At 68.5% G+C, this 13358-nt stretch carries 12 protein-coding genes; 4 read left to right on the plus strand and 8 right to left on the minus strand.

Annotated features, from left to right (window positions below; all coding sequences use genetic code 11):
- Positions 1 to 393 precede the first annotated feature (393 nt).
- The 6 genes from fxlM to ACFVDP_RS41745 form a co-directional block, all read right to left on the minus strand.
- Positions 394 to 1599 carry a methyltransferase, FxLD system gene (gene fxlM / locus ACFVDP_RS41720; RefSeq protein WP_383502393.1) on the minus strand — a complete coding sequence of 402 codons (1206 nt, stop codon included), beginning with the start codon at positions 1597 to 1599 and terminating at the stop codon, positions 394 to 396.
- A gap of 7 nt (positions 1600 to 1606) precedes the next feature.
- Positions 1607 to 2743 (minus strand): lanthionine synthetase C family protein, encoded by a 1137-nt coding sequence (locus tag ACFVDP_RS41725; protein ID WP_383502396.1) that lies wholly within the window; start codon positions 2741 to 2743, stop codon positions 1607 to 1609.
- Entirely contained in the window at positions 2740 to 5730 is a 2991-nt protein-coding gene (locus ACFVDP_RS41730; RefSeq protein WP_383502399.1) for a lantibiotic dehydratase, read from the minus strand. The genes ACFVDP_RS41725 and ACFVDP_RS41730 overlap by 4 nt, the downstream gene beginning before the upstream one ends.
- A gap of 73 nt (positions 5731 to 5803) precedes the next feature.
- On the minus strand, positions 5804 to 5983 hold the full coding sequence (locus ACFVDP_RS41735) for an FxLD family lantipeptide (RefSeq protein WP_383502402.1): 180 nt from the start codon (positions 5981 to 5983) through the stop codon (positions 5804 to 5806).
- Positions 5984 to 6278: 295 nt separating this feature from the next.
- On the minus strand, positions 6279 to 6821 hold the full coding sequence (locus tag ACFVDP_RS41740) for a hypothetical protein (RefSeq protein WP_383502405.1): 543 nt from the start codon (positions 6819 to 6821) through the stop codon (positions 6279 to 6281).
- Positions 6818 to 7765 carry an ATP-binding protein gene (locus ACFVDP_RS41745; RefSeq protein ID WP_383502408.1) on the minus strand — a complete coding sequence of 316 codons (948 nt, stop codon included), beginning with the start codon at positions 7763 to 7765 and terminating at the stop codon, positions 6818 to 6820. Before ACFVDP_RS41745 ends, ACFVDP_RS41740 begins: the two co-directional genes overlap by 4 nt.
- Positions 7766 to 8316: 551 nt before the next feature.
- On the opposite strand from ACFVDP_RS41745, the gene ACFVDP_RS41750 reads away from it, so the two are divergent.
- From ACFVDP_RS41750 to ACFVDP_RS41765, 4 genes are all read left to right on the plus strand, one after another.
- Positions 8317 to 9216 carry a hypothetical protein gene (locus ACFVDP_RS41750; protein ID WP_383502412.1) on the plus strand — a complete coding sequence of 300 codons (900 nt, stop codon included), beginning with the start codon at positions 8317 to 8319 and terminating at the stop codon, positions 9214 to 9216.
- Positions 9213 to 9767: a GNAT family N-acetyltransferase gene (locus ACFVDP_RS41755; RefSeq protein WP_383502415.1), complete on the plus strand. Its 555-nt coding sequence runs from the start codon at positions 9213 to 9215 to the stop codon at positions 9765 to 9767. Before ACFVDP_RS41750 ends, ACFVDP_RS41755 begins: the two co-directional genes overlap by 4 nt.
- A 247-nt stretch (positions 9768 to 10014) precedes the next feature.
- On the plus strand, positions 10015 to 10461 hold the full coding sequence (locus ACFVDP_RS41760) for a hypothetical protein (RefSeq protein ID WP_383502418.1): 447 nt from the start codon (positions 10015 to 10017) through the stop codon (positions 10459 to 10461).
- Positions 10458 to 11549 carry a methyltransferase domain-containing protein gene (locus ACFVDP_RS41765; protein ID WP_383502421.1) on the plus strand — a complete coding sequence of 364 codons (1092 nt, stop codon included), beginning with the start codon at positions 10458 to 10460 and terminating at the stop codon, positions 11547 to 11549. Before ACFVDP_RS41760 ends, ACFVDP_RS41765 begins: the two co-directional genes overlap by 4 nt.
- Positions 11550 to 12411: 862 nt before the next feature.
- On the opposite strand, the gene ACFVDP_RS41770 is transcribed toward ACFVDP_RS41765, so the two are convergent.
- Both ACFVDP_RS41770 and ACFVDP_RS41775 read right to left on the minus strand, forming a co-directional pair.
- A complete protein-coding gene (locus ACFVDP_RS41770; protein ID WP_383502424.1) occupies positions 12412 to 12756 on the minus strand; it encodes a hypothetical protein in 345 nt (114 codons plus the stop codon).
- 50 nt (positions 12757 to 12806) lie between these two features.
- A complete protein-coding gene (locus ACFVDP_RS41775) occupies positions 12807 to 13070 on the minus strand; it encodes a hypothetical protein (protein ID WP_383502427.1) in 264 nt (87 codons plus the stop codon).
- Positions 13071 to 13358 lie beyond the last annotated feature (288 nt).

Consider the following 13358-nt stretch of genomic DNA (forward strand, 5'->3'; position numbering starts at 1 on the left):
CTGGCGCAGATGGCCTGAGCGGCTTACGGCCCGTCCAGGTTCGCGGTACCCGTCTTCCCCGCCTCCCCGATAGCGGGGATCGGGTCGCACACGTCGCACGCCCTGACCTGGGGTACGGCATCGCTCAATGCAATCACGTACGGCTCGGCTTCGAGGGCGGGACGAGCCCGTTGACCACTGCAAGGTGAGCCGCCTGCGGCACATCGTCGCGCAGCGCCTTTGGTGAGGTGGAGCGGGTCGGGGCCGTGAGTCAGTGCTTCTTCGAGCTGTCGGCCGCCTCGCAGCCGTTCTCTGCGGCGGATTGTTACACCTGTGGCTGAGCGTCCTCGAAAACGCTTCAGGATCGTTCTTGCCCAATTGGGCAAGAACGATCCTGAGAGTGGGTGTCGTGAGTCAGTAGGTGAGCGTGAGCTGGCTCTCCGGCTTGCTGATCATGTGACCCGGCAAGCCCCCGGCCGCGTCGACGGTCGGCGTGACGGTCAGTCGTGGAACCGCGGTGCGGTCGGCTCCCCACGCCTCGATGTGCGCGATCAGATCGTGAGCGAGGGTCTTTCCGTTCGGCCCGTACGCGGCCGCTCCCAGCAGGAACGGACGCTCAGGGTCGGCGCCTTCCCGGTGAACGATCAGATAGGCGAGAGAGCCTCCGTCAACCAGAGCGGGGCTGCGGACGGGGATGACGGGCCTGCGCACCAGGCCCTTCTCCAGCGCCTCGGGGGCGACTTCCAGGCGGCACACGCGGTCGTCGCTCGCCGTGGCACGCAGCCACACCCCGTCGAACGGCTCCTCACCGCCGACCCGAGTGTCGGACAGGACCTCGTGCGGCGAGGAGCCGGTCAGGGTGTTGGTCAGTGCGTCGACGTCGACGGGCTGGTCCTCGTCGTAGTGGATGCGGATCGTGTTGCCGGCGTTGAGCGACTGCGTCTTCTCGCCGTTCTGCCCGATGATCGGCACGAAGCCGCACAGTTCCATGTCGTCCGAGACGAGCGAGTTGCCGCGACGGGTCAGGGCGACCGCTTGAGTCTGTCCGCGCCAGCGAAGCGGGAGCACGAGCCGGCCGCCGTCGGCCAACTGGTTCCACCAGGCGACCGGGATGTCCCAGACGCCGACGGTGGCGATGATCCCGTCGTACGGGGCGTTCTCCCACACGCTGAGCAGACCGTCACGCTCGATGACCTTGACACGCGAGTACCCCGCATTGTTGAGGGTGGTGCGGGCGTGCAGGGCCACGTCGGAGTCGATGTCGACGGTAGTGACCTGTCCTGCGCCGACGAGTTCGGCGAGCAGCGCGGCGTTGTAGCCGGTGCCGGCGCCGACCTCAAGGACGTTGTCGCCGGGCTGCGCATCGAGCTGGGCGAGCATCATCGCGACGACGGAGGGCACGGACGCGCAGGACAGGGCGAGCGGGCCGTCAGGGTTGTCCTTGATGGTTACGGCCTGGTCGGTGTACGCCTGCTCGAGCGCGAGGCCCGGGAGGAAGGCGTCACGGGGCACGCGCCGCATCGCCTGCTCCACCTGGGCGGGCAGCGTCTGCCCGCCCAGGATCTCGTCGACAAGTGCGTTCCGCAGGTCGTCGGCCGTGGGGGTCTGGCTCACAGTCATATCGCTTTCAGTCGAGGAGGAGGCACGTCTCCCACCCGATGGGGTGAGCGGCGTCGAGGGAGTGCAGTGTGAGGAGAACGCCGGCGTTGCCGCTGAGCAGGCCGCCGTTCTCGGGTATCTCGTGCCGCACCAAGAGATCGCCGAAGCGCGCGCGGAGAACCGGCAACTGTGCGGTGATGTCAGGAGCGACGGCGTCTGATCCGATTCGGTCGGCGGCCAGGAGAAGTCCCGCCCAGCCGTGGCAGAGCGCGATGTCGTCAAGCTGTGCAAGCTGCCGAGGGTCAGTGACCGCTTCGAACACTGCGCCTTCGGCGAGACGGCGCGCCGGGTCGTCATGGACGGCGAGCGCGGCGAGTTGCAGGGCGCGGCCGATCCCGGGCGTGCCGTAGCACCACGACGGGCGGCCCGGATCGGCCCCAGAGGTGGGGCCCTTCAGGAAGGTGTCCAGGGGAAGGCACTCGGGCCATCCGGTGCCCCCACCGTTGAGGGGCTGCGCCCAGCGTGTGAGGTGCGCGATGCCCTCGGCCAGGGCCTGGTCGTGCCCGGCGACGGTGTATCCGGTGCGGCGGGCCAGGGCGAGGAGGGCGAGCGGGCCGGTGAAGCCGTGCGCGACCCCGAAGTTGGCGTGGCCGCGCAGGAACTGCTCTGTGCCGGGCGCGCCACGTGGGTCGGTGGATGCCCACCATCCGGGGACCTGCTGCCCGTCGACGGTGAGCGGCTCGGTGATCAGCCGCACCAGGTAGCGCAGGACCTGCTCCAGGACGTTGTCGCGGCCACGGTGCAGGAGATAGGCGCCGAGGCCAGTGAGGCCGCTGATCAGGTCGTACTCAAGCATGGACGGGGGAACTCTGCTGTACATGCGGTGCTCGGCTGCCTGGAGGCGGTCGGCGGCGATCGCGACGACTTCGGCGTCGAGTTCGGCGAGCGCCCGCGCGTAGGCCCGGTGGCCGGCGGTGTGCAGCACGTAGGCGACGGCGGGCGCGCCCCGGTAGAGGTTCGCGTGCTGCGGGTGCGCGGTGACCGGCTGGGCGTTGAGGGCCTTCGCCGCGACGTGGGCGGCCTTCCAGTTTCCCCCGGCGCGGGCGTACACCATCTCGTACAGGGCGGTTCCGGCGAACCCTCCGCCAAGGTCATCGACGCTCATACGGGCCTCCTCATCACCAGGGACCGGCACGTCTGCCGTGCGGCCAGACGGGATACGGCTTCGCTTTCCCGGTCGGGGCCCATCAGCCGGTTGTGGTGCATGTGCAACAGCGATTCGAGGACCTGGTCCACGCGGCTTCCCTCGACCCGGGCTAGGTAGGTGCTGAGTGCGGCCCATCGCTGCCGCAGTGCCTGGGCCAGGCGCGGCGACGCGTTGAACAAGGGATCGGCGTCCGCCTGATCGAGTGCCTGCCTCGTGACGTCGTGGCGTCCCTCACCACGGGCTGGGACATCGGCCATCCACGTCCGGCCTTCGTCCCCGCCCATGAAACCCTGCGCCAGATCGATCATGCTGAACGCGCACACCGTCTCCCGTTCGAGGCCGGGCACGTCGGTCAGGAGGTAGCGGCTGACGAGACTGTCGGCGACGAACAGGTCCTCGGCCATGTCCATGGAGCTGTAGCGGCCCGTTTCGGGCCGGTAGCCGTCGAGGACGAGCTGGGAGGCGAGCCGTTCCGCGGTGAGCTGCGTCGTCCAGTGCGACAGCGCCCGCAGGGTGGCCGCGTACCCGTCCGGCCCGCCCGTGGGCACCCTGAGCCGCAGGTGGTCCGTCTCCTGCAGCGACCGGTATCGCACGAACCACGCCCGCTCGGTGCCGAGTTGCTCAAGCAGGTGGGGCAGTCGTCGGCTGATGATCTCGTCCATCGCGGTGGGGTGCGTGAACACTTTCGCCTGAACCCACGACTGTTCGGCGTCCCCGGGATGCGCCAAGGCTTCGTTCGTCACGACTGGGGCGTGGGAGAGGTCCGGGTGGGGTTCCTGCGAACAGATTGAGGCGAGCGGGACGGTGATCTCGTGGGCGTGCCCGATCCAGCCGAGGTCTTCATCGCTCACCGCCTCCCGGAACAGGGCGCTCTTGTGGCGCCGCAGATGCTGGTGGACGAGGCGAGCGTGGAGCGGCTCGGCCAGGTCCACACACACGGTGCGATCGTCGTCGACAAGCTCAAGCCGGGGCGGGCAATGCCACTCGGCCGCCCAATCGTTCAGCGCCTCATGCCATTCGGGCCCGAACGCGCCGGTCGGCAGCGCCGCGTCGGACAGCGTCCATCGGGCCGGGGCCAGGATGCTGCGGCGATATCGCACGCGCGGCAGGTAGGGCAGTGCGGCGGCGGCCGGCCCCCAGTCGAACGCCGTCCAGGCCGTGGCGAATCCGCGGCCGAGCATGGCCAGGAAGCGAGCCAGGGGCGGGGCCTGCTTCTCCAAAGCCAACGGATGGAACACGTGGGGCTCCACAACGCGCCGCCTGGACAAGCTGACCAGGTGCAACTGCCTGCCGGTGGAGAACACAGCGAGGTCATCGACCCCGATCACGTCGTCGCCTGCGGCCTCCATCTCGCCCACAGAAATGACGTACGGCAGCAGGGCCGGGATACGGGCGACGTTCTGGGCGTGCGGGAAGCAGGGCATGAACGAGAGCTGTGCGGACAGCGCTCCCTCGGTCATGGTGGGCAGTGTCCTGTACGGGTCTGACAGTCGGCTCTTGAGTACGGACGCGAAACGGCCGGACAGGGTGCCGGTCGTCCATGCCGGCCGCACATCGAGCGTGAAGTCACCGTTGGTCACGGCTTCTTGGCTGGCGGCCCGGATCTTGAACCCGATCTCCGCGTGCGGAACGGCCAGGTTCTCCTGCTGGTCGTCGGCGAGGTCGTCGATGTCCTGCTCGGTGAGGACGATCTCGCGCGCGCCGCTCATCGCTGCCCGCATCGCGTGTGCTGCGAGCTTCTCGTCGCGCGGCATCACCTTCAGGGGCTCGTCAGTCCACACCGACATCGGATAGTCGGCGGGAAGCCCGATACCCGCGGCCAGGTCAACGGCATCACGGACCGGGACCAGAACCCCGGCGCCGTACCGCTCCCAAAAGTGGGTCTGATAGGTGGCCCAGGCGGGCGACTCCCCACGGGTGCGGGTCAGGCGGACCAGCGCGTGGGCGGCACGCTCCACCTCGGCCAGGACCTGCCGGGGGACGCTCACCTGCGCGTCAAGGCGCAGGTCGAGACTGATCCGGCTCTGGCAGTCCGCAGGCTGCAGGGCGCGCATCCGGGCATCGGCCATCTCGCGGTGCTGGTGCGACTCCTTGAGGTTGGCCGCATCGTTGTGCAGAGCCAGGTGCAATGCCGTCTTCCCCAGTTGTTCGAGGATCTCGACCGTCTCCGGCTTCAGCATGTCCTCGTGGGGGCGCAGGGTGCGCAAGATGTGGCCGACGGGATGCACTACGGTCATCGGCGCCTCAAGGCTGCTGACCAGATATCCGTCCTCAAGGGCCCGCACGATCAGGCGGCGGGCTTGCTCCGGCTTCCCGCCCGCCTCCTCCAGTACCTCCATGAGGCGGCAGCCTGCGACCGGTTCGGCTGCGGCGTCCAGGAGAACAGCCAGCGGGCGGGTGATCGGCGCTGTCGCCAGGCGTCCGCCTGAGCGCGGTGTTCCGATGGTGTCGCCGCGCCGGAAAGCAAGGGGGTTGACCTGAATGGACAAGAGCGCCAGGACATCCGGCCGTTCCTGAAGGTCTCGGCGCACGTGGTCCACCCACAGGGTGTCGGGACGCGCGATGAGCTGATGGTCCGTGCCGAACGATGCAGCGACCGGCCCGCACTCGGCCAGGGCGACACCGGCGAAGAGGCCGAAGGGTGTCGGCCTGGAAATCGCGCGCAGAAGGTACCTGACCACCGACAAGGTCGCGTTGGTCACTCGCTTCGGCGGAAGGCCCGCCTCGTCGCTCACGATGCGCTCCACGAAGCTGACCAAGCGCGAGGAGGCAGAGCGCAGGGTAGCGACGAAGTCGTCGTCGGCCCACATGGTGGCGAGCCACTGGCGGCACTCGTCCGCGGAAGAGGCATCGGGCCAGCTGGTTGGACGAGCCCGCACGGGCAGGACCGCGGCCCGCACGACCAGAACGTCACCGTGCCTGCGAAGGATGGGGCGAGTCGTCATAGCTGTCCTCAGTCGGTGGTGCGTCGGTGCGGGCGGAGGATCGGGAACTTGGCCCGCACCGACGCAGGATGGGTCAGGTAGACGTGCAGGCCGACGCACAGGTCTTGCGGCAGCCGTCACCGGTGCCGCAGGCCTCGACGATCGGCGTCGGCGTCCGGGTGATGGTGGTGCTCAGCTCCCACTCCTCGGCCGGCACCGGCTCCGCAACCGCGGTGGTCGGCTGCGTGGGTTTCTCTGTTGCGGCGATCGACACTCGAACTCCTCGGTAGTCGGTCCGCCCTGGCATGGGCGGGAGAGTCCGCAGGACCCCCGGTATGCACTGCAATAGCGCTGGTGCAGCACGTACCGCAGGCACTGCGGCAGCACAAGGCGTGGTACCTGCCCGACGGCCTGGGCCCAAGCTCTCCGGGCCGCCGGACAGAACTCGTGGGGCATCGCGCTGTTCGTGGAGCGAGAGGGGTCTGCCGCCCGAACCCGCCCCGTTCGGGCGGCAGACCGTCAGCCCGTGCTCGCCGCCGCGGGGGAACGTAAAACGGCGAGCACGGTGTTCAGGGGGATATGCCGAGCTGGGCCGCGAGGGCGGCATGAGGTGTCGGCTCGGGGCGAAGCTGCGCCAGGGCCTCGCGGAGCGGCCCCATCGGAACGAGACGGTCGCTCGCCGAGGGACGCATCCAGTACGGGCCCGGCGGTACACGCCGGTTCAGAGACGGCAGCGTGATCGTGTGCGGAGCGCCCAGACACACGGCGTAGGGGTGCGGCTCCCAGCGGGCCGCGGATCCGGGCGGGACCAGCCAGTACAGCCATCCACGGTCGGAATCCTCGATCACGGGCCCGCATCCGCCCTCGAGCTGGACCGCGTCCATGAGCGCGGCGACAGCGCGCGCCTGGACGCCGCCGCCGGTGATGACGACGTCGAAGAGGTTCCCTCCGAGGTGTACCACGGTGTCGCGCCCGGCTTCGACGGCCAGCAGGTTGCGGATGACGTCAGCCAGCTCGGCCATGTCGGCGGCCGGCTCGCGGGCGGGGCCTGCGGAGTCGACCAGGTACTGCATCATCTCGGCGCCGGATGGCAGCACGGCGGCGGCGCTCACAGGTCCACCAGGCCGGGGCGGAGGACGGCACGGACGGTCTTGCTCGTGAAGTCCGGGTTGGCAGACCAGCTCAGTTCGCCGCCTTGGCGCACGATGCCCCACAGGCCTCGCTCACGTTCCCCGGCGACGGCGTCGTCGAAGTCGGCGAACGTCGGGTTCGGGTCGGTGACGTCGATGAGTAGTTCGTGGGCTTCGGTGATGCTTAAGCAGGCCGAAAGCGCCTGCCCGGCGGCCCCGGGGTCAAGGCCGTACTGCACCGCGTTGTCGACCAGGTGGTGGAGCGCATCGACGGCGGCATGCGCGTTACCGGGCCAGCCCAGCGATACGAGCATGTACCGGGCTTGGACGCGGGCTAAGCCTGCCGCACTCCTGTCCGCGGGAAGCTTCAGCCGGATCTCGTGCAGCACCGGCGCCGTTGCCGGAGCGGAGTTCATGTCAGTCGGTCCTTCGGTGAGGGGGAAAGCGCACCAAGTGGTCGTGCAGTCCTCGCTGACACCCCATGCCTCGGACAGGGCCTTGACGAGAAGAAGGCCTCTTCCGTCTTCGGCACTGAGATCGGCATGCTGCAACTCGGGACGCAGAGGGGAGCCGTCGTTCACCTCGATCACGCATCGCCCATCCGCGATCGAGACGCAGACGGCGATGCTGTGGCCACAACTGTGCTGAAGGGCGTTGGTGACGAGCTCGGTCAGCAAGAGCTGCGCGGTCTCGATCGCCTCAGGATGGCCCCAATAGGCGAGGGCTGCCCGGATGAGACGACGGAGTTGTCTCGGCTTTTGGGCGTCTCCTTCGGCGAGGTCACCGCCGGCAGATTCAGTGTGCCGCTCGACGGTGACCTTGAGGGGAGAGCGACGGCACAGGGCGTCGTGCCGCGCGCGCCGCTTTCCTTCTGGGGTCAGCGTTCCGCCGTTCGCGGCGCTGTCTCTGCCGGTTGAGGAGTGCATGGGTAGCTCCTGCTCGTCTTCGGCCCTGAGTCGAGTGGCTGTCGTCGCCACCGGGGACGTGCACCGCCTAGGTAATCGCCCAACTAACAGCGGTGGACAGGCAATTTCAGACGCACAATGCCGCTCTCCAACCGGAAATTTTTACCCTCCAGGGTGAACGGGACGAGCTCCGGACATACCGTGGGCGCATGACGGGGAACCCACACCTAGCGGCCCAGATGGAGCACGCCGGGTTGACTCAGGCAGGTCTTGCGGACCGTCTGAACCAGCGGATCTACGACCTGACTGGTCAGGCTGGCAAGATCACTGACCGACACGTCCGCAACTGGTTAACCGGAAAAACTCGCTGGCCGCAGGAGAGACAGCGCGTCGTTCTCGAAGCAGAATTCGGAACATCTGCACGGGATTTAGGGTTCGTCCCTCCCGCCGCATTCGCGCAAGCACCATCGGAGGATCCAGTGCGGCGACGCACTTTCACATCAGCGACCGCTTCTCTCTCGGCGTCCGCACTGCTTGCCTCAGTTCCGGCAAGCGGCTCGTACAGGGTCGGCATGACAGATGCGGACCGGCTGGAGCGCAACTTCTCCAAGCTCGTCGCCGAAGACAACACGGCCGGGGCCGGCGTCAAACTGGAAACGCGGGCACTGGCCCACGCCCAGCACGCCATGGACCTCCAGGCCGTCGGCCAAGCCAGCCAACGCGTTCGCTCACGCCTGTACTACCTGGCGGCCGCCTTCACCGGTACCGCGCTGTGGGCAGCACTGGAAGCCCAAATGACCGAGCGCGCGCAGGGGCACCTGGACAGGGCAATGACCCTCGCCGGTATGGCCGGCAGCAGCGAGATGCAGATGCGTCTGTGGGGCCATGCCGCACTACTGTCACTTCAACAACAGCATCTACACACGGCTCAGGCCGCAGCCGAAGCCGGTCAGCGTACGTACGTATGCCGCAACGACGCCCTGTTCCGCTCGCTCGCCAGCGCGCGCCTCGCCGGGATCCTGTCGTCGATTCGCGGCCAGGAGGCAGCAGCACGCCGGACCCTGGACACCGCCGAAAGGGCCTACGGACGTGCTGACCGGGCCGGCGAGCGCCCCGCTTGGATGTCGTTCTTCGACCGGGCCGAACTCAGCGGTCTGTCTGCCCTCGTCATGGCACGGCTCGGCCGGCACGACGAATCCGAGGCCCACCTGCATCAGACCCTGACCCTGCTCAGGCCCGAGTTCCAACGCAACCGCACCTACTACAGCGTGCACCTGGCTCTCGCTCAACTTGCGCAGGGCGAAGCCGAGCAGGCAGTCGCGACGGCCTCGCCCATCCTGAGCTCGCCCCTGTCCGCACGTACTCGCACACTCCTAAGTAAGTTTGATCAAGGCATTGAACAGACCGCCCGGGGAAGCAAGGCCGCGGTCGAGTGGGCTCACCGGTACACCGAAGGAGAACAGAAACTGTGACGGTCGACGTCAAGCACTTCGTTGCTGCGGATCTTCCCGAGTTCCGTCAGCACATACTCGACATCCATGTCGAGGTACGTCAACGCGACTTTGGACTGACCGGCACCTTCTATGACGTGGAGAGGTTCGACGAACGGCTCTCCGCGTACTCGTCACGGCCAGGGTGGACGGCTGTCATGGGATTCGAGGACGGGCAGCCCGTCGGCTTCTGCTTCGGCACCGCCCTCGCTCCCGATACCAAGTGGTGGCACAACATGCTCACGCCGCTGACTCCCGACGCGTCGAAGGAAGACGGCAAGCGCACCGTATCCCTGAACGAGATCGTGGTCCGCAAGCCCTGGCGCGGCCGAAGCGTTGCCTGGCAGCTCCACGAGGCGTGGCTGCAGCACCGAACGGAGAGCCGCGTCACGCTCCTTGTCAATCCGAAGGCCGGGAACGGCGCTGTCGAAGCCGTCTACGAAGCGTGGGGCTACCGCAAAGTCGGCGACCAACAGCCCTTCTCCGACTCACCGGTCTTCTCCGTCATGCTGCGCCCGACTCACCCCGAGTAACTGCTTCGGATGCGGCGGAGGGGTTTCCGGGCATTCTAGTCTGGCACCTTCGATACCTGACTAACCGTCAGAGATGATTCCTACTGTCCTCTCCGGAGTGTTGTCGGGGGTGACGCGGGTTGGTGTCGACGGTATGCCACAGCAAGCTGAACTCGTCGCTAGGGTCGGCCCGTTGTGGGCAGATCAGCAGCACCGGCGGCCTGCATCAACGGCGAGGTGATCTGCAAGCCCATCCTCGGGGGGCCGCATGAAGGCCGGCGAGGACCGCGACCTGATGGTGGCGACCCACGTCGTGGACCCGGCCGCCTTCGACGACTCGATCCGCACCACGGCTCACTACTTCCAAGAGCGCATCGACAAGGATCACGAAGTGCGCCTGGTCGCCGTCGGGGACCGCATCTTCGGCGGCCGGCTCGACACCACCTCCGACAAGGCCGGCGTCGACTGGCGCACCGACTACGAACACATCACCTACGACACCTGCAAGGTCCCCGAGCACGTCGCCACGGCTGTACGCCGCTTCCTGGCGTCCTACGGCATCGTGTTCGGCAGCTTCGACTTCGCTGTCACCCCCGAGGGCGAATGGGTGTTCTTCGAGAACAACCCCGCCGGCACCTGGGGGTGGGTGGAGAACCGCACCGGCCTGCCCATCGCCGCCGCACGCGCCGACTACCTGCAAGGAGCCACCGAGTGATCTGGCCCGACACCGAGACCGCGGTGGACCTCCGCGAAAAGTTCGCCAACACCCTGTTCGACGAGGTTGCCTCGCCCTGGCACAAGTCGTTCGCCCGAGTACCGCGCCATGTGTTCGTCCCGCGTTTCTACGAGCAGCAGGCCGACGCCTCGTGGGCCGCCGTGAACTGGGGTGATGAAGGCTATCTGGAACGCATCTACAGCGACGAGGCGCTGACCACGCAACTCGACGCAGGCGGGGTGCCCACCAGTTCCTCCAGCCAGCCGTCGGTCATGGCGATGATGCTGGAAGCCCTCGACGTGCGCACGGGGCACCGCGTGCTGGAGATCGGCACCGGGACCGGCTACAACCTTGCCCTGCTGTGCGACCAGCTCGGCGACAAAGAGCTGGCCAGCGTCGAGCCCGATGTGGACATCGTCCAGGCGGCGGTCCGGCGCCTGGAACAGACCGGGCAACGCCCTGTCGTCTTTGCCGGCGACGGCATGCAGGGCTATCCGGCACGTGCCCCGTATGACCGGATCATCGCGACCGTGGGCCTGACGCACATCCCGCCGGCACTGCTGGAGCAAGGCAGCCAATTCGGTACCCGCATCGTCGCGCCGCTGGGCTACGGAATCATCAGCCTCACGGTCAAGGGCCCCGAACTCGCCCACGGCTCGTTTCTGCCGATCCCGGCGTTCTTCATGTCCGTGCGCGGCCCTGCGAACGTGCCGGATTTCGCCTCCGTGCACGAGGCCCCCAGCGAGCCGAGCAGCGTCGCGCCGCACGAGGTGCTGGACCGGCTCAAGTTCGCCCTGTCCATCGCCCTGCCGGGGTACACGACGTGCTCGTGGAAGGACGACGACGGGCGCCTGGAGGCAGTGGGGATCTGGACGCCCGACGGGTCAGCCGCCATCGCGCAGGCGTCGGGGCAGGTTCGCCAGGCCGGGCCGCGCCGCGTGTGGGACGCGGTCGAGGAAGCATCCCGGGTCCTGCCCGAGCAGATCGAACGTGAGGACTTCGAGCTGACCATCACGCCAGCTGGACAACTCGTCACCTACGGCGGCGTGGACGGGCCGTCCTGGCACCTGCCGGTCCCCCCGCGGTGAGCGGACCCGTCATCATCGGCATCTTGATCGGCCTGGCCGCTCTCGCACTGCTGGTCCCCTCCTCGATCGGCGGACAACGGTGAGACAACTACTGCTCTGTTTCGGCCTGACCGTCGTGGCCGCCGCGGTCGTCGTCCCCCTCGCGTTGTACGGACAGACCGCGCACTGCTGAACTCCCGCCGCGCCCGCGCCCATAGTCCTGGGGGCTCCCCCTAACGGGCGCGGCGGGTTCGATCGCCCCCTCCCCCGCCGATGACTTCAGGCTCTCCCGGCCGGGGAGGGGGCTTCCACTACACCCCTGACTCTCCGTAGCCGCTGACGGGGCCGTTGTCGGCCACGTTGGTCATCTCGGCCGAGAACAGGCCGCCTTCCGTCACCGCCCGGCCGGCCCAGCAGTTGCACGGTGACTTCGATACCGGGGACGTTTCTCGCCGCGCAGATCACGTAGGCGCCCTAGTGGCCGGTGATGATGTTGTCCACGATGCGTCCGCCCTCAAGGGCCTGCACGATCAGGCCGCGGGCCCGCTCCGGCTTCCCGCCCGCCGCCTCCAGTACCTCCATGAGGCGGCCGCTACCGGGTGGAGGGCTCCGCGAACAGTGGTGCGGATCTGTCTGTCCCGCCCGTTCCGGTGTCGTAGACGTGCGGCTCTGGGCCCGGCGTGCGCGGCCAGAAGCACGCACGACTCCTTACGGTTGGCGGGCCGTGCGGCCGGACCGCGTACGGCACCGGGCGCCTGCTCGTCCCGCCCCACCCGGCCCCGTCGTGGCGGGCGGTCTACCCGCCGTTCGACCTGCCGGGCGCGCTGGCGGCCGCCGATGAGGCGGAGCCCCGGCGCGGCCGCCTGTGCGGCGGGCGACGCCGCTAGCGGCGCACGGCACCCAGGACGGTCGTCGTCATGGGCGGGCCGTGTTCGTCGCCGGGGTCAGCGACGGTCTCGGTATCGGTGACGTCGAATCCGTGGGTGTCGAGCAGTTTGTGCCAGACCAGGACGTCGAGTACCCACCGGTGCAGCGTGGACCGGGTGCCGTCGGCGTACCGGACGGGAATGGCGGCACAGCGGACGTCGCTTTCCGGGGCGTCGCCGCCGCGGTAGTGGGCGAGGGTGGACATGGCGAGGCGGCCGCCCGGCCGGAGGGTGTGCGCGAGGGCGGGCAACAGGGTGTGCGGGTCGGTGAAGTCGAGCGCGCCGAACACGCTGTAGACCACATCGAACGCTGGGGGCTGCCGGTGTAGGTAGGTGGCGGCGTCGGCGTGGACTAGCTGGAGACGGGGCAGGTGCCGTACCGCTCGCGGCCGCGCTGGTGCTGGGCCGGATCCTGGTCCAGGGCGACGACGCGGGCCGCGTCGGTGGTGACGGCGAGGTGGGCGGCCTGGCGCGCGGACCCGGCGCCGACCTCGGCAAGACGGGCGCCGGTGAGGCTGCCCAGCAACTCGACGCCGGGGGCGCGGGCCCGCTGATACCAGTCCCAGCGGAACGCGGTTGTAGCGGTGGGGCCGGTGGTGTGGGTGGTGACGGTCACCGGCCCATGGTGACGTCCGGGACATGATCGCCGTGGCAGGACGGGCGGGTTTCACTCGCCGATTTCGGACGTCCCCGGGGCCCTGGCCGCTCGGGGCGGCCGGGGCCCCGGGGCGCGGGGTCAGTGCGAGTCGCGCGCCCGGTTCGACTTGTGCCCACCAAGGTTGATGGAACAGCAGGCTCGTAGGCCCCTAAGGGCTCGCAGAGAATCAACGTGTTGCTTTCCGCGAGCGAACTCGTTCACGTGGTATGGCCATACCTGACGCGACTCGCGATCAACTCGCCATCA

The organism is Streptomyces sp. NPDC057694 (assembly GCF_042799415.1).
In the GTDB taxonomy this organism is placed as follows: Bacteria; Actinomycetota; Actinomycetes; order Streptomycetales; family Streptomycetaceae; genus Streptomyces.

Excerpts from the sequence above, each read along its gene's own strand:
- fxlM (WP_383502393.1), bottom strand. The coding sequence starts at position 1,599 with ATGACTGTGAGCCAGACCCCCACGGCCGACGACCTGCGGAACGCACTT.
- ACFVDP_RS41730 (WP_383502399.1), bottom strand. The coding sequence starts at position 5,730 with ATGACGACTCGCCCCATCCTTCGCAGGCACGGTGACGTTCTGGTCGTG.
- ACFVDP_RS41725 (WP_383502396.1), bottom strand. The coding sequence starts at position 2,743 with ATGAGCGTCGATGACCTTGGCGGAGGGTTCGCCGGAACCGCCCTGTAC.
- ACFVDP_RS41750 (WP_383502412.1), top strand. The coding sequence starts at position 8,317 with ATGACAGATGCGGACCGGCTGGAGCGCAACTTCTCCAAGCTCGTCGCC.
- ACFVDP_RS41745 (WP_383502408.1), bottom strand. The coding sequence starts at position 7,765 with ATGCACTCCTCAACCGGCAGAGACAGCGCCGCGAACGGCGGAACGCTG.
- ACFVDP_RS41760 (WP_383502418.1), top strand. The coding sequence starts at position 10,015 with ATGAAGGCCGGCGAGGACCGCGACCTGATGGTGGCGACCCACGTCGTG.